Annotated in this window: 21 protein-coding genes; 7 read left to right on the top strand and 14 right to left on the bottom strand. The window is 62.2% G+C overall.

Annotation, left to right across the window (positions count from 1 at the left end; genetic code table 11):
• Positions 1-55 precede the first annotated feature (55 nt).
• The 4 genes from ACR0J1_RS01885 to ACR0J1_RS01870 form a co-directional block, all read right to left on the bottom strand.
• The gene (locus ACR0J1_RS01885; RefSeq protein ID WP_480729845.1) at positions 56-2416 is read right to left on the bottom strand and encodes a xanthine dehydrogenase family protein molybdopterin-binding subunit; all 2361 of its coding nucleotides are present in this window, start codon (positions 2414-2416) and stop codon (positions 56-58) included.
• Between the two features lie 54 nt (positions 2417-2470).
• Positions 2471-2956: a (2Fe-2S)-binding protein gene (locus ACR0J1_RS01880; protein ID WP_480528945.1), complete on the bottom strand. Its 486-nt coding sequence runs from the start codon at positions 2954-2956 to the stop codon at positions 2471-2473.
• A 152-nt stretch (positions 2957-3108) separates the two neighbouring features.
• On the bottom strand, positions 3109-4110 hold the full coding sequence (locus ACR0J1_RS01875) for a molybdopterin-binding protein (RefSeq protein WP_480729846.1): 1002 nt from the start codon (positions 4108-4110) through the stop codon (positions 3109-3111).
• Positions 4107-5075, bottom strand: coding sequence for an XdhC family protein (locus ACR0J1_RS01870; protein ID WP_480729848.1), 969 nt, complete (start codon positions 5073-5075; stop codon positions 4107-4109). Before ACR0J1_RS01870 ends, ACR0J1_RS01875 begins: the two co-directional genes overlap by 4 nt.
• A 207-nt stretch (positions 5076-5282) precedes the next feature.
• Between ACR0J1_RS01870 and ACR0J1_RS01865 the strand changes: the two genes are divergently transcribed.
• Positions 5283-5783: a hypothetical protein gene (locus ACR0J1_RS01865; RefSeq protein ID WP_480528942.1), complete on the top strand. Its 501-nt coding sequence runs from the start codon at positions 5283-5285 to the stop codon at positions 5781-5783.
• A 3-nt stretch (positions 5784-5786) separates the two neighbouring features.
• On the opposite strand, the gene ACR0J1_RS01860 is transcribed toward ACR0J1_RS01865, so the two are convergent.
• Entirely contained in the window at positions 5787-7043 is a 1257-nt protein-coding gene (locus tag ACR0J1_RS01860; RefSeq protein WP_480729850.1) for a vWA domain-containing protein, read from the bottom strand.
• A 58-nt stretch (positions 7044-7101) separates the two neighbouring features.
• Positions 7102-8010 carry an AAA family ATPase gene (locus ACR0J1_RS01855; RefSeq protein WP_480729852.1) on the bottom strand — a complete coding sequence of 303 codons (909 nt, stop codon included), beginning with the start codon at positions 8008-8010 and terminating at the stop codon, positions 7102-7104.
• 135 nt (positions 8011-8145) lie between these two features.
• On the opposite strand from ACR0J1_RS01855, the gene pyrC reads away from it, so the two are divergent.
• Complete coding sequence (gene pyrC / locus ACR0J1_RS01850; RefSeq protein ID WP_480729853.1) at positions 8146-9183, top strand: dihydroorotase; 1038 nt, start codon at positions 8146-8148, stop codon at positions 9181-9183.
• On the opposite strand, the gene ACR0J1_RS01845 is transcribed toward pyrC, so the two are convergent.
• Entirely contained in the window at positions 9180-10475 is a 1296-nt protein-coding gene (locus ACR0J1_RS01845) for an MmgE/PrpD family protein (RefSeq protein WP_480729855.1), read from the bottom strand. The genes pyrC and ACR0J1_RS01845 overlap by 4 nt on opposite strands.
• Positions 10476-10513: 38 nt before the next feature.
• Positions 10514-10957, bottom strand: coding sequence for a type II toxin-antitoxin system RatA family toxin (locus ACR0J1_RS01840; RefSeq protein WP_480729856.1), 444 nt, complete (start codon positions 10955-10957; stop codon positions 10514-10516).
• A gap of 73 nt (positions 10958-11030) precedes the next feature.
• On the opposite strand from ACR0J1_RS01840, the gene hpt reads away from it, so the two are divergent.
• Together hpt and ACR0J1_RS01830 are read left to right on the top strand one after the other, a co-directional pair.
• Positions 11031-11573 (top strand): hypoxanthine phosphoribosyltransferase, encoded by a 543-nt coding sequence (gene hpt, locus ACR0J1_RS01835; protein WP_480729858.1) that lies wholly within the window; start codon positions 11031-11033, stop codon positions 11571-11573.
• 6 nt (positions 11574-11579) lie between these two features.
• On the top strand, positions 11580-11753 hold the full coding sequence (locus ACR0J1_RS01830; RefSeq protein WP_480729860.1) for a hypothetical protein: 174 nt from the start codon (positions 11580-11582) through the stop codon (positions 11751-11753).
• Here ACR0J1_RS01830 and ACR0J1_RS01825 read toward each other — a convergent pair.
• Both ACR0J1_RS01825 and lipA read right to left on the bottom strand, forming a co-directional pair.
• Positions 11743-12894: an amidohydrolase gene (locus ACR0J1_RS01825; RefSeq protein WP_480729861.1), complete on the bottom strand. Its 1152-nt coding sequence runs from the start codon at positions 12892-12894 to the stop codon at positions 11743-11745. The two genes, ACR0J1_RS01830 and ACR0J1_RS01825, sit on opposite strands and share 11 nt — an antisense overlap.
• Positions 12891-13841, bottom strand: coding sequence for a lipoyl synthase (gene lipA, locus ACR0J1_RS01820; protein WP_480729863.1), 951 nt, complete (start codon positions 13839-13841; stop codon positions 12891-12893). The genes ACR0J1_RS01825 and lipA overlap by 4 nt, the downstream gene beginning before the upstream one ends.
• Before the next feature lie 265 nt (positions 13842-14106).
• Here lipA and ACR0J1_RS01815 point away from each other — a divergent pair, with 265 nt between their 5' ends.
• The gene (locus tag ACR0J1_RS01815; protein WP_480729865.1) at positions 14107-14655 is read left to right on the top strand and encodes a redoxin family protein; all 549 of its coding nucleotides are present in this window, start codon (positions 14107-14109) and stop codon (positions 14653-14655) included.
• Positions 14656-14708: 53 nt separating this feature from the next.
• Here ACR0J1_RS01815 and ACR0J1_RS01810 read toward each other — a convergent pair whose 3' ends face one another.
• On the bottom strand, positions 14709-15632 hold the full coding sequence (locus tag ACR0J1_RS01810; RefSeq protein ID WP_480729866.1) for a hydrogen peroxide-inducible genes activator: 924 nt from the start codon (positions 15630-15632) through the stop codon (positions 14709-14711).
• 36 nt (positions 15633-15668) lie between these two features.
• The gene (locus ACR0J1_RS01805) at positions 15669-16763 is read right to left on the bottom strand and encodes a DUF6456 domain-containing protein (RefSeq protein WP_480729868.1); all 1095 of its coding nucleotides are present in this window, start codon (positions 16761-16763) and stop codon (positions 15669-15671) included.
• A gap of 240 nt (positions 16764-17003) precedes the next feature.
• On the opposite strand from ACR0J1_RS01805, the gene ACR0J1_RS01800 reads away from it, so the two are divergent.
• Entirely contained in the window at positions 17004-17303 is a 300-nt protein-coding gene (locus tag ACR0J1_RS01800) for a DUF6477 family protein (RefSeq protein ID WP_480729870.1), read from the top strand.
• On the opposite strand, the gene ACR0J1_RS01795 is transcribed toward ACR0J1_RS01800, so the two are convergent.
• Both ACR0J1_RS01795 and ACR0J1_RS01790 read right to left on the bottom strand, forming a co-directional pair.
• Positions 17304-18848, bottom strand: a complete 1545-nt coding sequence (locus ACR0J1_RS01795; RefSeq protein ID WP_480729871.1) for a trimethylamine methyltransferase family protein — start codon at positions 18846-18848, stop codon at positions 17304-17306.
• Between the two features lie 135 nt (positions 18849-18983).
• On the bottom strand, positions 18984-19424 hold the full coding sequence (locus ACR0J1_RS01790; protein WP_480729873.1) for a GNAT family N-acetyltransferase: 441 nt from the start codon (positions 19422-19424) through the stop codon (positions 18984-18986).
• 70 nt (positions 19425-19494) lie between these two features.
• On the opposite strand from ACR0J1_RS01790, the gene guaA reads away from it, so the two are divergent.
• Positions 19495-21054: a glutamine-hydrolyzing GMP synthase gene (gene guaA / locus ACR0J1_RS01785; RefSeq protein ID WP_480729875.1), complete on the top strand. Its 1560-nt coding sequence runs from the start codon at positions 19495-19497 to the stop codon at positions 21052-21054.
• Positions 21055-21094: the final 40 nt, after the last annotated feature.

The following is a 21094-nucleotide window of genomic DNA, read 5'->3' as shown; positions in this document are numbered from 1 at the left end:
CTGGCTATAAATATCCCGGGGAGCGCGAGGGGCTGGCCCCTCGCACCCCAACCTCTCAGCTGTTCATCGCCGCCCAGACGCGCGACGGGCTCACCGGCATGTCGATGTGATCCACCGCCTTGCCGCCAGAGTTCATCGCATCCAGCACCGCATTGACCACCGCAGGCGGCGAGCCAATGGCCCCGGCCTCGCCACAGCCCTTCACCCCCAAGGGGTTATGCGTGCACGGCGTCTGGCTGGAATGATCCACCCCATAGAAGGGCACATCATCGGCGCGCGGCATGGCGTAATCCATGAACGACGCGCTCAGTAGCTGGCCATTCTCGTCATAAGCGCAGTTCTCCAACATTGCCTGACCGATGCCCTGACCGATACCACCATGCACCTGGCCGTCCACGATCATGGGGTTGACGATGTTGCCGAAGTCATCCGCTGCCGTGAAGGCTTCGATACTGACCTGACCGGTTTCGGGGTCCAGTTCGACCTCGCAGGCATAAGCCCCAGCCGGGAAGGTAAAGTTGGCCGGGTCGTAAAAAGCGGTCTCCTCCAGCCCCGGTTCCACCTCCAGCGGGTAGTTATGGGGCACATAGGCCGTCAGGGTCACATCGCCCCAGGCCACCGATTTGTCGGTGCCCGCCACGCTGAACTGACCATCCTTCAGCTCGATATCGGCCTCTGACGCCTCTAGCAGGTGGGCCGCGATCTTCTTGGCCTTGTCGATCACCTTCTCGGTGGCCTTGACCATGGCCGAGCCACAGACCGCCAGCGAGCGCGAGCCATAGGTGCCCATGCCAAACGGGATCTTCGAGGTGTCGCCATGCACGATCTCGACCATCGACTCGTCGATGCCGATCATGTCGGCCACAACCTGCGGAAAGGCGGTCTCATGCCCCTGCCCGTGGCTATGTGCCCCCACCATGACGCTGATCGAACCGGTGGCGTTCACCCGCACGGTCGCCGCATCATACAGACCCGCACGCGCGCCCAGCATCCCCACGATGTTCGAGGGCGCAATACCGCAGGCCTCGATGTAGCAGTTGATGCCCAGACCGCGCAGCTTGCCATTGGCCTCGCTTTGCGCACGCCGCGCGGCAAAACCGGCCAGATCGGCGGCGGCCTCAAGCTTGTCCATCGTCCCGTTGTAATCGCCAGTGTCATAGGTCAGCGCCACCGGCGTGTCATAGGGAAACTGAGTGACAAAATTCTGACGGCGCAGGGCAATCGGATCGACCCCCAGCTCGCGCGCGGCTTTGTCGACGACACGCTCCAGCTGGTACGTCGCCTCAGGCCGGCCCGCGCCGCGATAAGCATCCACGGGCACCGTGTTGGTGAACATCGCCTTCACATTCACCTGAATGACCGGCGTCTTGTAATTGCCCGCCATCAGTGTGCCGTGCAGCCATGTTGGCACCGAGCTGGAGAAGGTCGACAGATACGCCCCCAGATTGGCAAAGGTATTGGTGCGCAGACCGACAAAGTTATTGTCCGCATCCAGCGCCAGCTCAATCGTGCTGACATGATCCCGGCCATGGGCATCGGACATGAACGCCTCGGACCGGCTGGCCGACCACTTCACAGGCCGGTTGCAGGCCTTGGCGGCAAAGGTCACGAACGCTTCTTCCGCATAATGGAAGATTTTAGTGCCAAAGCCACCACCCACATCCGGGGCCACCACGCGCACCTTATGTTCGGGCAGGCCCAGCACAAAGGCGCACATCAGCAGGCGGATCACATGCGGGTTCTGCGAGGTGGTATAGAGCGTATACTCCTCGGTCCCGCGGCTGTATTCCGCCACCGCCACACGCGGCTCCATCGGGTTAGCGACCAGACGGTTGTTCACCAGATCCAGCGTGGTCACATGGGCCGCATTGGCGAAGACCTCACTGACCTTGGCGTCATCGGCCTCGCCCAGCTGCCAGTCATAGCAGATGTTGTTCTTCAGATCGTCATGGACCAGCGTCGCGCCCTCTTGCGCGGCGGCTTTCATGTCGATCACGGCGGGCAGTTCCGCGATGTCGAGGTCAATCGCCTCGGCCGCGTCACGCGCCTGTTCCAGGCTGTCGGCCACAACGGCGGCAATGGGATCGCCCACATGGCGCACCTTGCCCTGCGCCAGAATGGGATGCGCCGGTTCCTGCATGGGCGCGCCGTGCTTGTCGGTTACCTCCCAGCCGCAGGGGATGCCGCCCACCCCTTCGAAATCCTTGCCGGTGAACACTTTGACCACACCAGGCATGGCCTCGGCTGCCGCAGTGTCGATGCTGGTGATCCGGCCATGCGCGATATCCGAGCGCAGGAAATACACATAGGCCTGTCCGGCCACGTTGATGTCGTCGGTGTAATTGCCCGCTCCGGTTAAAAAGCGCACGTCCTCGCGCCGCTTGGAACTGGCTCCGATGCCACTGTCTTTGGGCATTGCTTGTTCTCCTCCCTGGAAAAGAATTTTCGTCGAAAATTCTCGCCCGCCGCCTTATTCGGCAGCGATGTTGGAAACGTCCTGACCGGATGCGGCCATGATCGATTTGACGATGTTATGATAGCCGGTACAGCGGCACAGATTGCCTTCAAGATACTTGCGTATCTCGGCTTCGGTCGGGCGCGGGTTCTCTTTCAACAAGGCCGCAGCGCTCATCACCATGCCCGGCGTGCAAAAGCCACACTGAAGACCGTGATGATCCTGAAACGCCTGCTGGATCACGTTCAACGAGCCATCCGCGTTTGCCTGCCCCTCGATGGTGCCCACCTCGGCCCCATCAGCCTCGAGCGCTAACATATTGCACGATTTCACCGCTTCGCCATTCACATGCACCACGCAGGCGCCACATTGCGCCGTATCGCAACCGACATGCGTTCCGGTCAGCGACAGGTGATCGCGCAGAAAGCTGGACAGCAGCGTCCGGCCCTCGACATCACCGCTCACGGATTTTCCGTTCACGGTCATTGAGACCTGTGTCATCAGTTCCTCCCATTTCGATTTTTTCTTACCCCGGAGTTAAACACGGGAAATTTTGTTTGAGAACAAAAATATTTACTGCGTTTCGCGGCCCACCCGGCGGTCAACATTCAGGACATAAGCCGGGACCCACAAAGGGCCAAAGTGCCGCCACGTCACTTCTTCCGGGCCGCCCGTGGCTGCGGTCTGGTCGGGATTTCCTTGAGCAAGCCGCCCACACCCATCGCGGCAATATCGGCCCCCGTGGTTTCGATCCCGCAGGCCACCCGGGACAGCACCCAGTCCGCCCCGTTCAGCGCGGGTGAGCGCGCGCAGCCCGGCAGTCCGATCACCGGGCGCGCGCCCAAAGTGCCAAGAAACAGAAGGTTGCCCGGGTCAACCGGCATCCCGAAACGATCAACAACGCCGCCCGCCTGCCGCACCGCGCCTGGGGCAACATCATCCGCATCGGATGTGGCCGAGCCGGTCAGGATCATCACGACATCTCCCCTGATCTCAGACACCGCCCCGGCAAGACCTACGGTTTCGTGCGGAACCACGCGCACGTCCGTTAGATCCATCCCCAGCGCCTCGACCCGTCCGCGAATCGCGGCGACGCCCTTTTCGTTCGGGGGCCCTCCGGGAATGTCAGTCACGACCAGACCAGCGGTCCGGTGGACGGGCGCAACCAGGCGAACCGCGTCCTGCGCCAGACCCGCCGCTCGGTCGACATCCGATCCCGGTACGGCGTATGAGATCACCTTGATCGTTGCCACCATGCCGCCTTCGGTCATCTGTTGATATTGGGGCACGGTGGCCACCGTGATCATCGGGTTCACAAGGTTAAATCGCTCCAGCGCCTCTACATCAAGAACCGCAACCCCCGGCCCGTTCGCCAGCAGATTGACGCGGCCTGTGAACGCCTCGGTGAAGCGCAGGTTCGCGCGAGCCGGATCGGGCGCGAGTGCCGCCGCCAGCATCCGGGCGGCCTCGTCCTCGTGACAATCTCCGGGATCCAGCCGGGCGACGGTGACCTCTGAATACCCGACCTCCTGCAGCTGAGACAGGTGATCCACGGTCAACACCAAGCCCTTGCGCAGCTTGGTATCGCCCGCCTTTACAGAATGGGCGAGGATCGCACCCGTGGCGTCGGCCAGCGGAACGGGGCCGAACCTCATGCCTTGCCCCGCAACACAGCGGTCATTTGCGCCAGTATTGCCACCGCAATCTCGGACGGGCCTGCAGCGCCGATATCCAGCCCGATGGGGCCATGTATCCGCGCGATCTCGTCCGGGGTGAAACCTGATTGCTGCATCCGATCCACGCGCTTGGCATGGGTCCGGGTCGACCCCAGCGCACCGATATAGAAGGCATCGGCCCGCAGCGCGGCCTCGAGCGCGGGATCGTCCAGCTTGGGGTCGTGAGTCAGCAGCACAACCGCCGTGCGCGCGTCGAGCCCCAGTTTGGCGACCGCCTCGTCGGGCCAGTCGGTCAGGATGGTCTCACCCGGAAAGCGCGCGTCCGAGGCGAAGGCCTCACGCGGGTCGATGATGACCGGATCGTATCCCGCAATCCGCGCCATCGGCACCAGCGCCTGCGCAATATGGACCGCGCCCACGACGATCAGCCGCAAGGGCGGATTATGCACGGCGACAAATGTCTGGCCATCCCCTTCGAACCCGGACCGGTCCATCCGCAGCCGCTCGGGGTAGGCATTGCGCCGCAACTCTCGATGGCCTGTTTCGATGTTCACCTCATAGGCCAGCGGCTCGCGCCGCGCGCGGGCGGCGACCAGTTCGGCCAGCATCGCCTCGGGCAGAACCGCGCCCACCGGCTCGACCAGCACCCGGATCGTGCCACCACAGGCGAGCCCCACGGCAAAGGCATCTTCGTCGCTGACACCGAATTCCAGCAGGCGGGCGTCACCTTCGTCAATGGCCTCCAGCGCCTCGACAATCACCGCACCTTCGACGCAGCCGCCCGAGACCGAGCCCTCGATCCGCCCGTCCGCGCCGATCACTAGCTGCGCCCCCACGCGTCGCGGCGCGCTGCCCCATGTCTCGACCACGGTGGCAAGCGCCGCCCCCTTGCCGTCGCGGTACCAGTCCAGCGCGGTTTCTGGGCTGTTATCGAATCGTTCCATTGAGACCTCCGTCCCTGTCCGGGTCCAACATAAGCAGCTTTGCCGTGATGAAAAGACGCCAGCAAACTCACCTTTGGCGTCAACGCGCCGTTTTCACATTCAGAAAAGTGAAGCATTGATTGCCTGCGAAACTGCCCCTAGCCTGCAGGCGCGGTCTGCATCCCAACCGGTGCGACCCACAGGACATTTCATAACGGAGACAACGATTTGAAACGCATTCTTGCACTCGGCACAGCCCTGACCCTTGCTACCGCGACCTCTGGCTGGGCCGACACCTTCCTGCGCTATGGCGAGGTCGAAGGTTGGAAGGTCTTTATCGACCAGGACAAGAAATCCTGCCTGATCGAGGCCGTGGATGACGACGAAAACGTGGTTCAGATGGGCCTGACCGAAGATCGCGGCGTAGGCTATGTGGGCGTGTTCACAAAGGCCAAGACCGATATCAAAGCCGGTGAGACCGAAGGCGTGGCCATTCTGCTGGGTGACAACATCTACGTGGGTGAGGCCACCGGGATGAAAGGCAACATCACCAAGGGCTATTCCGGCGGCTATGTCCTGTCGGACGATCCCCAGTTCGCCGAGGACATCGCCAAAAAGCATGTCATGGTGGTGTTCCCGGAAAAGGAATTTGCGTTCACCGTCGATCTGACCGGTACTTACAAAGCCATGGAAATGGCGCGCAAGTGCAACGCGGAACAGGTGTCATAGAAGTTATTCAGAAAGCGCGGCCATCAGCCGTGCTTTCTGCCCCTGATCGTCGGGCGCAGAAATCACTTTGGCCAGATCTTCAAGCGAGGCAATCGAATGCCCCGCACGGAAACTGTCGACATGGGGCAGCATTGTCCTGACCCCTTGCGCCCTGGGCGCAAACCCGTCCCAGCGCAGCAGCGGGTTCAGCCAGATCAGACGGCGCGCGGACAGGTGCAGGCGCTCGGTTTCCTTGTTCAGCAGGTCGGGATCACCCCGTTCCAGACCATCAGTGATCAGCAACACCACCGCGCCCTGCCCCATCACCCGCCGCGACCAGTCGCGGTTGAACTGGTGCAGGCACTCTCCGATCCGTGTGCCACCTTCCCAGTCCTGCGCCTCGGCCCCGGCGGCGGCCAGAGCGGCGTCGACATCGCGCTGATGCAGATGTCGGGTAATATTGGTCAGCCGTGTGCCGAAGGTGAAGGCGTGCACCTTGGCCCAGCCTGCCCCCTTTGCGTTCGAGACCGTGTGAAGGAAGTGCAGGATGATCCGGCTGTATTGGCTCATCGACCCTGAGATATCGCAGAGCGCCACAAGGTTCGGCCAGCGAGGTTTTGGCTTCAGATGGGCGATGTGGTGCAACTCGCCCCCCTGTCGCATCGCGGCGCGCAAGGTGCGGGCGCGGTCGATGCGGTGGGCCAGATGGCTGGGCTGACCCCGGCGCGATGCGATGGGTTGGACCGGCAGCGTCAGCCGCGCCAGCAGGCGTTTGGCCTCAGCTATTTCGGCGGTGCTCATCTGTTCGAAGTCGAGGCTGCGCAGACGTTCTTCGGACGAGGCTGTCTGGGTGGCATCAATCTCGATTTCGGTTTCTTCCTCCTGCGGCGTCGGTTCGGGCAGGTCTCGGTCGACGCCGTCCAGCAGCGCCTCGGCGGCGCGCTTTTCAGCTGCATCGGCTTTGTGCTCTTCCTGCACACCCCGGATGGCGGGCAGCATCATCGACATCATGTGTTCCAGATAGCGCGGGTCGCGCCAGTAAAGGCGAAAGACCTGAGCGAACACGGTGCGGTGTTCGGGGCGGTTCACGAAACAGGCATGTAGCGTCCAGTAGAAATCGCGCCGTTCGGTGAAGCCTGCGGCCTGAACGGCGCGGATTGCATCGACCACGCGGCCCGTGCCGATGGGCAGGCCGGCCTTGCGTAGCGCGCGGGCGAAATGGGTGATGTTCTGCGCCAGTTTGGGGGTGTCGGGGATGTCCAGCGGGATGTGTTCGGCCATCAGTTGTCATGGGGGCGCTGCCCCCATACCCCCGAAGTATTTTTGAACAGAAGAAGCATCAGGCGGGCTCGAGGTCGGCTTTGGCCTGATCGAGGATACGCTTGGCCTCGGACCCCTGAAGTTTCTGGATATCGTCCTGGTATTTGAGGATGGCACCCAACGTATCGCCGATCACCTCGGGGCTGAGATTGATCACATCCAGCGCCAGGAGGCATTTGGCCCAATCGATTGTTTCGGCAACGCCGGGTCTTTTGAACAGGTCCTCGGTGCGCAGGCGTTGGACGAAGGCGACCACTTCGCGGCTGAGCGCTTGCGCTGCTTCGGGGGCGCGGGCGTTGAGGATTTCGATCTCGCGGTCGAAACCGGGATAGTCAACCCAGTGGTAAAGACAGCGGCGTTTCAGCGCGTCATGCACCTCGCGCGTGCGGTTCGAGGTGACGATCACGATGGGCGGCTCGGGGGCGTTGACCGTGCCCAGTTCGGGGATCGTGACCTGAAAGTCGCTGAGCGCTTCCAACAGGAAAGCCTCGAAGGGTTCATCCGTGCGATCAAGCTCGTCGATCAGCAGGACGGGCGCGCCATTAGCGTCGGGGCGCATGGCTTGCAGCAGCGGGCGTTCGATCAGATAGTCGTCCGAAAAAAGCTCGGTCTGGAGCGTGTCGCGGTTGGCCCCGCCCGAGGCTTCCGCAGTGCGGATCGCCACCATCTGCGCCGGGAAGTTCCACTCATACACCGCCGACGAGGCATCTAGCCCTTCGTAGCATTGCAGCCGGATCAGGCGGCGGTTCAGCCCGGCAGCCAGTGCCTTGGCGATCTCGGTCTTGCCGACGCCGGCCTCGCCTTCCAGAAACAGCGGCCTGCCCAGCTTCAGCGACAGGAACACCACCGTCGCCAGTGCCCGGCCACAGACATAGCCCTGAGAGCCCAGCATGGTCTGAACCGCGTCGATCGTGTCTGGCTGCGTCATGTGCGTCAATCTCCCTTGCCGACAACAGGTCATGGCTGGACGCGGGCGTCAAGACCGGGCCTGTCCGGTGATCTGCGGCAATCGGGGCGGCCGGCAAGGGTTTTCCCGCCGCAGCGGCTGTGCTAGCCGGAGCGCATGACCGATACCCTGACCCTCCGCCGCCCCGACGACTGGCATCTGCACCTGCGCGATGGCGCCATGTTGCAGGCCGTCTTGCCCGAAACTGCCCGCCATTTCGCACGCGCGATCATCATGCCGAACCTTGTGCCTCCCGTTGTGACCGGGGATCAGGCCGCCGCGTATCGCGGGCGCATTCTGGCCGCCCTGCCTGCGGGCATGACGTTTGAGCCGCTGATGACGCTTTATCTGACCGAAGACTCCGACGCTGTCGATGTGGCCGCAGCCCATGCCAGCGGGTTGATCAAGGCGGTGAAGCTGTATCCGGCGGGGGCGACGACAAACTCGGCCTCGGGCGTGCGTGACTTTGACAAAGTGCGCCCGGTGCTCGAGAAGATGGCCGAGATCGGTCTGCCGCTGTGCGTGCATGGTGAAGTGACCGATTCCGAGATCGACATTTTCGACCGTGAGGCGGTGTTCATCGATCGCGTGCTTGACCCGATCCGCCGGGCCACGCCCGGGCTGCGCGTGGTGATGGAGCATATTACCACCGCCAACGGGGTCGATTACGTCACGGCCAACGACAGCGATCTGGGCGCGACGATTACCGCGCATCACCTGATCATCAATCGCAATCACATTCTGGTGGGCGGCATCAAACCGCACTATTACTGCCTGCCCGTCGCCAAGCGCGAGGAACATCGGCTGGCCCTGCTAGGGGCCGCAACCTCAGGTGATTCCCGGTTCTTCCTCGGCACCGACAGTGCACCTCACACCGACGCGAATAAAGAGATGGCCTGTGGTTGTGCAGGCTGTTTCACCGCGACCAACACCATGTCTCTGGTGGCCGAGATGTTCGACCGCGCAGGCGCACTGGACAATCTGGAAGGCTTTGTGTCGCTGAACGGCCCGGACTTCTATGGCCTGCCGGTTAACGAGGACACGATCACCCTGACCAAAGGCGCGCCAGTGGATTATCCCGCCAGGATCGACACCGCCGACGGGCCCGTCACGGTGTTTGATCCGGGCTTTCCGCTGCACTGGCGCGTGGCCTAGCCGGCCAGCCTGTCCGACAGATCGGCTGCGCGCCCGCCGGTGCGCAACATTGACCAGATCGCATCGGCTTCGTCTCCGCCGATCAGTTTCGCGGCTTTCTGGCGCACCCGGTCTTCGCGGTCGGGCAGAGACATGGGTGTCAGCAGATCATGACCAGCCTCAAGCCGCGCACCATCGCGGCGCAGCAGCGCCACATGGGCCTGCGTTTCCGAAAGGCTTTCGTCCGCCTCGACCGTAATCCGCTGCCGCAGCGCCTGCAGGCGTGGGTCTGCACAGGTCTGGTCGGAATAGCTGTCGGGCACCGCGGTGTCATAGCCAAGCGCCAGCATCGCAAGAACGGTGCGATAAGAGAACTTCGCCCCCAACCCGGTCGACGGTTCAGTCTGGTTGCAGACACTCATCCAGCGGGGATGGGTCTTGACCTTGATTTCGGCCACTTCGGGTTCGGCGATGTCCAGTTCGCGGGCAGCCTCAAGCGCGGCATGCAGGCCATGGCAGCAGGCGTGGAACTTGTGACTAACCGCCTCGAACAGCCATTCATCGCCCAAGCCATCGAGCGCCGCCAAGGTGTCATCCGCGCCCTTATGTGTCGCGCCGAAACCATGCGGACCCTGCAAGGCGTCTTCGCTGGGCTGGAAACCGCGATGGATCAGAAGGGCTGTCTCGACCCCCGTCGAGGCCGCAAGCCCGGCATTATAGGGTTTGCCCATCGTTCCGAATTGCGCCTTGAGTCCCGCCGCGCGGGTGGCGGTCAGGCCCAGGGCACGCCGCATCTGCGCCGGATCAAAACCCATCAGGCGGCCCACCGCGGCCGCAGCGCCGAACGCGCCTGCGGTGGCGGTCTGGTGGAAGCCGGCCTGATAATGCCCGCGCCCCAGCCAAAGCCCTACGCGGATGGATAGTTCCATACCGACCAGCGCGGCCTCAAGCAGATCAACGACGGGCTTGTCCTCATGCGCCGCAATGGCCAGCGCCGCCGGGAACACGGCGACCGACGGATGGCCGATATGGGCGAAATGCGTGTCGTCATAGTCCAGCGCGTGGGAAATGGTGCCGTTCGCCAACGCCGCCCCTCGCAAAGGAGCCCCGCCGCCGCCAAACAGCTGCGCCTGAGGCGCTCCGCCTTCGGCCAAAACCATGTCGCGGATGATGTGCGAGACGGGCTCGTCAGCGCCCGCACGGCCAACGGCCAGCCAGTCCAGCGCGGACAGAGAGGTCACGATCCGCGCCTGCGTCGTGGTCGAAACGGGGCCTGCAGCGAACTGCGCAAGCGTTGAGGTCAGTTCTGTCATAAGGCGCAGTCTAGCGCGCGGCGGGCCCGGGTAAAGGCTCAGCCGTACAGGTCTGCGGCGCGCTGCTCGAAGGCGCGGACGATGCGGTGCATCGCCTCGTTGAAAACCACGCCAATGATGCCTTGCAGGACGGCGTTCTTGAACTCGAAATCCACATGGAACGAGACGTTGCAGCCCTGATCCGTATCCTCGAACTGCCAGTCCGAGCGCATGTATTTGAACGGGCCGTCCAGATATTCGGTGTCGATCTTCTTTTGCGCCGGAAACAACGTTACCCGGCTGCCGAAGCGTTCGCGGAACACCTTGAACGAAATCACCAGATCGGCCTCCATCACTTGCCCCTCACCCGCGGCGGAGGTCCGGCGGATACGGGAGGCAGCACACCACGGCAGGAACTCGGGGTATTTGGCCACGTCGCCGACCAGATCGTACATCTGTTGGGCGGTATAGGGCAGCGGTCGGGTTTCCGAATGGATGGGCATGACGTTCCGGCATTTGCAGGTGACAATGGCGCGTCATGTCGTATGTTGCGCGCCAAAGATCAAGGGGGCAGCGATGAGCGACCGCGCATATGTGATAGATGAGATGATCTCGGCCAAGGCCATCGCCGCGCGGATCGAGGAATTGTGCCGCGAGATCGCGGATGAGTTCGGCGGCACCGACAAGCTGGTGGTTGTGGGCCTGCTGCGCGGCAGTTTCGTGTTTATCGCCGATCTGGTGCGCGAACTGGACCTGCCGATCGAGGTGGATTTCCTTGAGGCATCCTCGTATGGCGACTCGATGGAAAGCAGCCGGGAAGTTCGCATTCTCAAGGACTTGCGCGGCGCAATTGAAGGGCGCGACGTGCTGGTGGTCGAGGATATCGTCGACACCGGTCACACGCTGAACCATGTCACCAAGCTGTTGCTGAACCGCAAGCCTGCGCGACTGAAATCCATTGCGCTGCTCGACAAGCCTATCCGGCGCGAGGTCGATTTCCGCGCCGACTGGATCGGGTTCGAGATTCCGGATGAATTTGTCGTGGGTTATGGCATCGACTACGCGCAGCGCAACCGCAACCTGCCGTTCATCGGCAAAGTGCGGTTCGTCGAGGACTGACCCGAGATGAGCCTGCGCCACTTTCTACGGATGTCGCGATGGGCGCGGAACCCGCCGTCTGAACGCCGCGTGGTGCTGGTGTTTGCCATCATCGCAATTTGCCTGCTGATCGCAGGGATCGAGATGATGGGCTGGTGGCCCGACTGGGCCGGAAGCGAGCCGGGCAAGCTCAGGCCCTGAGGTTCAGAACCTCGTTGATCGCCGCCAGAAAGATGCCGGTGCCGATGGGAATCAGCGCATCGGGAAAGTCGTAATCCGGGTTATGCAACTGCGGATGATCCTGCCCAGCCCCCAGCCAGAACATCGCGGTTTTTGCCCCCTTGCCAAATTGCCCGAAATCCTCGGAGAACTTTTGCGGCTCGGGAGTCAGGCCAAACTGCACGTTCTGCGCCTGACAGACCGTCGACAAGATACGGACAGCCTCGGGGTCGTTCGTGCAGGCCTCGAACACGTCATCATAGGTGATGTCGACCTCCAGCTTTTCAGCCTGAGCGATCTCGCGGGCCAGTGCCTCAGCCTGTTCGGTCAGGCGTGCCATGCGAGCGTCAGAGACCGTGCGCAACGTCACCCACAACTCGGCAATGCCGGGCGCGATGCCAAAGGTCGGCTCGCCCAGACGCGCGTGTGTGACCGTCGTCAGCGCATAATCCGCATCCAGCGCACCGCCTGCGCCCATCGCCGCATAGGCCGGGATCAGCGCGCTCAGCGCCCCTGCCGGAGACACCCCGTCCTGCGGCGCCGCCGCGTGCGAGGTCTTGCCCGTCAGCGCAATCCGCATCCCGCGCGAGGCGCAGTTGGTTGGGCCCTCGCACAGCTCAACCGCACCAAGTTCCAGCCCCGGCAGGTTGTGCAGCGCGAACACATAGTCCGGCGCGATATCGGCAAATTGCGGGTCGGCTCGAAAGGCCTGTGCGCCCTGCCCAGTTTCTTCGGCGGGCTGAAAAATCAGAACAACGCGCCCGGTATCAGGGCGGGTCTGGCCCAGCACAAATGCCACGCCCAGCACCATCGCCATATGGCCATCATGCCCGCACAGGTGCCCCGATCCGGAGTTTTGCGAGGCATAAGCCGTGTCCGAAAGCTCCTGTATCGGCAAGCCGTCCAGCTCGCACCGGATGCCAACGGTTGGGCCGGGCTGACCACTGTCATAGATGGCGGCGACGCCATGCCCTCCGATCCCGGTCAGAACCGTGTCGGGGTCGCAGGTCTGCAGCAGATTGGCGATGCTTGCGGCGGTTCCGCGTTCCTGGCCCGAGACCTCGGGCACCTGATGCAATTCGTGGCGCTTTTCGGTCAGCCAGTTCTGAAGCTCGGGCTTCACCCCTGCTCCAGCTTCTGTTGCCGGGCCTCGCGCAGACGCGCGAAATCGTCGCCCGCGTGATACGAAGATCGGGTCAGCGGAGTGGCCGATACCATCAGAAACCCTTTGCCAAAGGCCGCTTTTTCATACGAAGCGAACTCTTCGGGCGTGACGAACCGGTCGATACCGTGATGTTTCGGTGTCGGCTGCAGGTACTGGCCGATGGTTAGAAAGTCGATATCGGCAGCGCGCATGTCATCCATGACCTGCCGGACCTGCTGTTCGTCCTCGCCCAGACCGACCATGATGCCCGATTTGGTGAAGATCGACGGGTCCATCTCTTTCACCCGCTGCAACAGCCGCAGCGAATGGAAATAGCGCGCACCGGGGCGCACCTGCGGATAGAGGCCCGGCACGGTTTCAAGGTTGTGATTGAACACATCCGGCTTCGCCTCGACCACCACCTCAAGCACCGCGGGGTCGCATTTCAGAAAGTCAGGCGTCAGAATTTCGATCGTCGTGGTGGGGGAGCGGTGCCGCACGGCGCGGATGGTCTGGGCAAAATGCTCGGCCCCGCCATCCTGCAGGTCGTCGCGGTCGACCGAGGTGATCACCACATGCTTCAGCCCCAGTTTCTGAACTGCATGAGCCACCCGGCCCGGCTCGAACGCGTCCAGTTCGTCGGGGCGGCCTGTGGCGATGTTGCAGAAGGTGCAGCCACGGGTGCAGATCTCGCCCATGATCATCATGGTGGCGTGGCCCTGGCTCCAGCATTCGCCGACATTGGGGCATCCGGCCTCTTCGCAGACGGTGACCAGGTTGTTCTCGCGCATGATCTTGTGCGTATCGGCATACCCTGCCCCGCCGGGGGCTTTCACGCGAATCCACTTGGGCTTGCGCGGGGCGGCGTTGTCGGGCCTGTGCGCCTTTTCCGGGTGTCTTTGTTCGGGAATTTTCAGATCGCGCACGGTTTGCTTTCCTGACTTTGGGTCAATTTGCATCGCGCATAACATAAACCGACTGCCCCCGTTACGCCAGCGACGCATAGCCGCTATGCGGCACGGTTCTGCGCAAGCAGCATTCATTCAGGCGCCCAGAGGTCTTTTTGCCTTTATTTCAAGGATATCCGTGACCGAGAAGATATTTTGTACCTGCAGCACATCTATTGTTGAAGCTCATGTGCAAACATCATACCCCTCGGGCCAAACAGAGGTGAATCACAGGAGTCCACCAATGAAAACCGGTGCAAAACTGCCCGATGTGACCTTCCACACCCGTGTCCGCGACGACTCGGTCGAAGGTCCCAACCCGTTCCGCTGGCAGGACACGACCACGGCTGATTATTTTGCAGGCAAACGTGTCATCCTGTTCTCGCTGCCGGGCGCATTCACACCCACCTGCTCGACCTATCAACTGCCGGGGTTCGAGAACGGGTATGCCGATTTCGTTGCCAAGGGAATCAACGCGATCTATTGCATGTCCGTGAATGACAGTTTTGTCATGAACAAATGGGCCGCTGATCAGGGACTTGAGAAGGTTCAGGTTATCCCGGACGGCTCTGGCGAATTCACCCGCAAGATGGGGATGCTGGTCGACAAGGACAATCTGGGTTTTGGGATGCGTTCGTGGCGCTATGCGGCCATCGTTAATGACGGCGTGGTTGAGGCATGGTTCGAAGAACCCGGCCTGATGGACAACTGCCCCGAAGACCCTTACGGCGTCTCGTCGCCGGAAAGCCTGATGAAACATCTGGATGAGGTTCGCGCGCCCGCGCTGGCGTAACGTCGCTGCTAAGACCGGATCAAAGGCCCGTCGGTTCCGGCGGGCCTTTCATGTTAGGCGCGGGTCTGCGCCACGACCTCTTCACCCACAAGCCTGATCACCTGTGCCAGCCGTTCGAACCAATCTTCGGCCCCGGTCGCCGCGCGACGCACCAACCCTATCGTGCGCGCCGGTTGCGGCGCGCCGAATCGCAGTAGCCGCAGCCCCGGTACCGCATCGGTCTCGGCCCGTGCGGCAAGTTCGGGCATCAGGGTCAGGCCGAACCCTTCGGCCACCAGCCGCGACAAGGTCGCCAGCGAGGATGCGCCCATGTTGATCTGGCCGCTGGCCCGATCCTGCCCGCACACCTCAAGCGCCTGATCGGTCAGGCAATGCCCGTCCTCCAGAAGCATTAGCTGCGCCGCCTTCAGGTCAACCGGGCGTAGCGCCTCGGGGCTGACGGTGAGCCGGTCAAGTCGGGCCTGGCTGCCCGCCAGCAAGAACCGGTCGTCAAATAACGCCTCTTCGTACAGCCCCGCCCCGCCCGAGGGTAGCGCCAGAACCGCTGCGTCGATCTCGCCCGCCCGCAGCATGGACAGCAGGCGTTCGGTTCTGGCCTCGCGGATCTGGACCCGCAGCGAAACATCCCCGGCACGCAACCCAGCCAGAACCCCCGGCAGAAGGTACGGCGCAACGGTGGGAATGATGCCGATCGACAAAGAGCGATGTCCGCCGGAATGATCCCGGGCGAACCGATCCAACTGATCCGCTGCCTTCAGGACCCTGTGGGCATGATCCAGAACATCCCGTCCCAGCGGCGTCAGCAGGATATCGCGGGCCTGCCGTTCGAACAGAGCTCCACCCATCAAATCCTCCAGCGCCTTGATCTGAACCGACAGCGCAGGTTGCGACACGTGGCAGACTTGCGCCGCGCGGCCAAAGTTGCGCTGCTCGGCAACCGCGCGGAAATATTGCAACTGGCGGAGTGTGAAATTCATAACCTCTGATTATCACTTACCGCCAGATCCACAAGATCAGCCGATCATTCGGTCGCGCTCAGTCTGTTCTTCGTAATGCCGCTTTAGCCGCTGCAATGCGATCCGCAGGACGATCTTGCCGGACCGGGCCGACCAGCCCATGCGCTTTTCGGCCTGCTCCAGCCCCTCAAGATAGCAGCAGCAGCGCAGGGCGACATCGCTGAGCCCCGGCCCGAGGTCCGCCAGCGCCCGCGCCACGCGGTCCCGCGCCCCCGACGAGCCGTGCCCGACATGCGCATCCGCAGCGAAATCAGCGCGACCGCCCCCGGTCAGGAACCGATCCCAGTTCTGCGTGACCTGCGGCCCGATCTGCGCCAGCTCAAAGTCCTCGCGCAGCCGTTCGCCGGCACCCACCAGCGTTTCGTCAAGAAAGGGCTTGCCGTCACGGTCCCGCCGACGCGACAGCGCGATCAACGGGCTTTCGGTGGTGCTGTAGCGAATGCGGATCGGTCCTTTCGCGCGACCGGGCTGACCTGCAGAGGGCTGAAACGGTGCCTGTGCCTCGGCCATCCCGAACTCGTTCTGCGCTCGGGCACGGTTCTCGGCCTCGGCCAGCAGATGGCTCAGCGCCGACCGGCCCGCGGTCGAGAGACGATAGCGCGAGATCCGTCCGGGATTGTCGCAGGATATCCAATCTTTCAGTGCCAGCGCCTGCGCCGTCTTGCAATCGACCACGGCGGTTCGGGTGGTCCCGCCCTCGCCATTGTCGCGGACCACGACGGCCTTATCCATATCCTCAGCCACGGCCAGCACCGCACCGGATTCGCACAGGCGGCGCAGGACGCGCAGGGCTTCGCGCTCGAACAAGTCATCCTCGGTCTCGCCTGACGGGTGATCGGACGCTTGATACGAAGTTGCACCGCCTATTCCAGGCGCAAAATGCGTCCGTGCAAGTGATTGCAGCGCGGCATCTACCAGCGGATCGTCGCGGCGCATCTCGACGCGGCGGATTTGTCGCAGAATGGTCGAGGCGTGGCATCCCGCGGCACGTGCTATGTCCCGGATCGACCGACCCGACTCGGTATGATCAAGATATCGCTGCGCCCCCTCGGGAACCCAAGCCGGTACGCTGAAAGCCACGCTGTTTTCCATATTTCAATGCCCTCATCGACAAACAAACTGACAGTTCTCGTCGTCGGATTCTTAGTTAACCAAATCTAACTAGAGCCGGTTTCGTTACCCGTTCGTTAACCGCGGACGACACAGAGCAGAATTGATTCAAATTGATAAACAGTCGTGAAACCATCGTTCGGGGTGAGAGATTACGAGGCAACACCCGCATAAGTTGTGTCACATGATGGGCATCGGAATTGAAAAAGAAGGAAAGCCATCGTGCAGGACCTGATGACCATGATCACCACACTCCGCCGCCCGCGGCTGCTGACCCGCGCCGCGAAGATCGGCGCAAAGGATTACAACCGGGATCGGCACCTGCAGCGGGTGCTGGGCTATGGGGCGATACCGGGAACAGGGTCGGCGCTGATACGGCTGATGGAAGCCGAGCGCGAGCTTGACCTGCAGAGGCAGGAAGATGACGCCGCCTATTCTCTGGTGCGTCATCTGGATATTTTGATCGCCCTGATCGGCGAGGCGCAGCTGTATCAGACCAGCCGCGCCACGCGCTATACGTGATCAGGTGAAGGCATCGGGCATGGATGCCTTTTTCTCGGCCACATAGGCGTCCAGCGCGGCCTTTACATCCGGGTCGATCTGCGGCTGCTGGTAATTGGCCAGTAGATGCTCGACCCGGTTGGTTGCCAGCGTCCGTGTATCGCGGCCGCCTTCCTCTTCCCAGGTCTCGAACGGCTTGTAATCCAGCAGGTCGGTCTTCCAGAACGCTTCCTTAAAGTTCGCCTGCGTGTGGGCGCAGCCCAGATAGTGGCCACCCGGACCAACCTCGCGGATTGCGTCCATCGCCTGCGCGTTCTCGTCATAGGCGACGCCTTTGGCCAGACCGTGCAGCACGCCCAACTGATCGGCATCCATGACGAATTTCTCGAAATCCGCCACCAGACCGCCTTCGAGCCAGCCGCAGGAGTGCAGCATGAAATTCACGCCCGACAGCAGCCCCATATTCAGCGAGTTCGCGGTTTCATAGGCTGCCTGCGCGTCCGGAATCTTCGAACCACAGAATGAACCAGCAGACCGGAATGGCAGACCCAAACGCCGAGCCAACTGCCCCGCACCATAGGTGATGTGCGACGCTTCGGGAGTACCAAAGGTCGGCGCGCCCGAGTTCATGTCGATCGAAGTCACCATCGCGCCAAAGATCGCCGGAGCACCCGGACGGATGATCTGGCTGTAGGCGACGCCTGCCAGAACCTCAGCCAAAACCTGAGTCAGCGTCCCCGCCACCGAAACGGGTGCCATTGCTCCACCCACGATGAAAGGCGAGATGATGCAGGCCTGATTGTTCTTCGCATAGACTTCCAGCGACCCCATCATCACATCGTCGAAGGTCATCGGCGAGTTGATGTTGGTCAGCGAGGTCATCACGGTGTTGTTCTGTACGAACTCTTTGCCGAACAGAATCTCGCACATCTCGACCGAATCCTGCGCTCGGCTGGGATCGGTGACCGAGCCCATGAACGGCTTGTCCGACAGGGTCATGTGCGCCATCAGCATGTCCAGGTGACGCTTGTTCACCGGGATATCAGTCGGTTCGCACACCGTGCCGCCCGAGTGGTGCAGCCACTTGGACATATAGGCCAGTTTCACGAACTTGTTGAAATCATCCATGGTCGCATAGCGGCGACCACCATGCGCGTCCCGCACGAACGGAGGGCCGTAGACCGGCGCAAGAACCAGATTGCGGCCACCGATCACCACCGATTTCTCGGGGTTGCGGGCGTGTTGGGTGAATTCGCTGGGGGCGGTCTTGATCAACTCGCGCGCCAGCCCCCGCGGCAAGCGGACACGTTCGTCGTCGATATCCGCCCCGACCTCGCGCCAGCGTTCCAACGCGGCGGGGTTGTCGACGAAATTGACGCCGATTTCCTCAAGCACGGTTTCCGCGTTGGTCTCGATGATCTCCAACGCTTCTTCGTTGAGCACTTCGAAATTGGGAATATTGCGTTCGATATACTTCGCGGTTTCGATCTTGACCGCCGTGCGCTCGGCCCGGCGGGCGGCGCCACCGCCCCCTCGCGCTCTGCGCCGGGTGTTTGCCTCTGCCATTGAGAAAATCCCGTCTGAATGGTTGGTTTGATAAGTGTGTTACATGAACCGCCAACAGCGCCACCGGTAGTTTACGGCGCAATAGGGGTAAAAGCGACATGAGCAGCGACACATTTGAACAGCGCGGCTAAGACGTTACGTTACCGTTTTCTGCATCAGAACAGAGTTTCCGGCGACCTCGAGCTCTTGCCAGCCCAAATATCGGTACAGGGCACGAGTCTCCGTCATCAGCCGATGGGTCCGCAAGCGGAGAGTGCTTAGCCCCGCCTCGGATGCGCGGGTTTCAGCCCTACCCAACAGCTGCCGCGCAATGCCCTGCCCCTGCGCGTCCGGAGAAACGGCAAGATTCAGGATCATCATGGCGTCTGCTTGCCGGTCGAATATGATGACGCCCAGAAGCGTCCCTTCTTGTTCGGCCACGACAACCTGACGCCCCCCGATATCCTCGGCGACCCCGCTTGTCACATCCGGCAAATCCGCAATCTCGCGCATCACGTCCGCATAGGCGCGGGCGATACAGGTTTCTATCGCCTCGGTGTCGCGGTGGTTCGCGGTCCTGAGTTTCAGCGTCGTCATCTGTCAGCCTCCGCCCTTAATTGACGTCATTGCGCTTGCACAAGCAAGGCTTGCGACCTAATAGCCCTGCATGACCCAAACATCCCACGACCGCCTTCTGATCATCGACTTCGGCAGCCAGGTAACACAGCTGATCGCCCGCCGCCTGCGCGAGCTGAACGTCTACTGCGAAATCCACCCCTATCAGAACGTCACGATGGAGTTTGTCCGAGAGATGGCCCCCAAGGCCGTGATTTTCTCGGGCGGCCCCGACAGCGTGACGCGCGACGGCTCGCCCCGCGCCCCGCAGGAGATTTTTGACTACGGCGTGCCGATTCTGGGCATCTGCTACGGTCAGCAAGTCATGATGCACCAGTTGGGCGGCAAGGTCGAAAGCGGCCATGGCACCGCCGAGTTCGGCCGCGCCTTCGTGACACCGAATAGCCAGCTGGATATCCTCGAAGGCTGGTTCACCGACGGCGATGAACAGGTCTGGATGAGCCACGGCGACCACGTCAGCGAAATCGCCCCGGGGTTTGAGGTGTTCGGCACCTCGCCCAACGCGCCTTACGCGATCACCGCTGATCCCAGCCGCCATTTCTACGCCGTGCAGTTCCATCCCGAAGTGCACCACACCCCCAAGGGTGCGAAGCTGTATGAGAACTTCGTCAAACTGGCCGGGTTCTCGGGCGACTGGACCATGGGGGCCTATCGCGACGAAATGATCCGCAAAATCCGCGAGCAAGTGGGCGACAAAAAGGTCATCTGCGGTCTCTCGGGCGGTGTCGACAGTTCCGTCGCGGCGATCCTGATTCACGAAGCCATCGGCGATCAACTGACCTGTGTCTTTGTCGATCATGGCTTGCTGCGCAAGAACGAGGCCGCCGAGGTGGTCGGCATGTTCCGCGACAACTACAACATCCAGCTGATCCATGCGGATGAAAGCGAGTTGTTCCTTGGCGAACTCGACGGCCAGAGTGACCCCGAGACCAAACGCAAGATCATCGGCAAGCTGTTCATCGACGTGTTCCAGAAACACGCCGACACCATCGACGGAGCCGAGTTCCTGGCGCAGGGCACCCTCTACCCCGACGTGATCGAATCCGTCTCGTTCTCGGGCGGCCCCTCGGTCACGATCAAATCGCACCATAATGTGGGCGGTCTGCCCGAGAAGATGGGCCTGAAACTGGTCGAACCTCTGCGCGAGCTTTTCAAAGACGAAGTGCGTGCGCTGGGCCGCGAACTGGGCCTGCCGCAAAGCTTCATCGGTCGCCACCCCTTCCCCGGCCCCGGCCTTGCCATCCGCTGCCCCGGCGAAATCACCCGCGCAAAGCTGGAAATCCTGCGCGAAGCGGACGCGGTGTATATCGACCAGATTCGTAAACACGGTCTCTATGACGAGATCTGGCAGGCCTTCGTGGCCATCCTGCCTGTCCGTACCGTCGGAGTGATGGGTGATGGTCGTACCTACGACTACGCCTGCGCGCTGCGCGCGGTGACCTCCGTTGATGGCATGACCGCGGATTACTACCCGTTCAGTCATGAGTTCCTCGGCGAAACCGCGACCCGCATCATCAACGAGGTCAAAGGCATCAACCGATGCACCTATGACATCACCTCGAAACCCCCCGGAACCATCGAGTGGGAATGATCGAGAAGCCGGGTCTCAGCCCGGCTTTTTGCTTTACATT

Source organism: Ruegeria sp. CJ3, from assembly GCF_056536725.1.
This window is presented reverse-complemented; position numbering and strand designations above follow the sequence as displayed.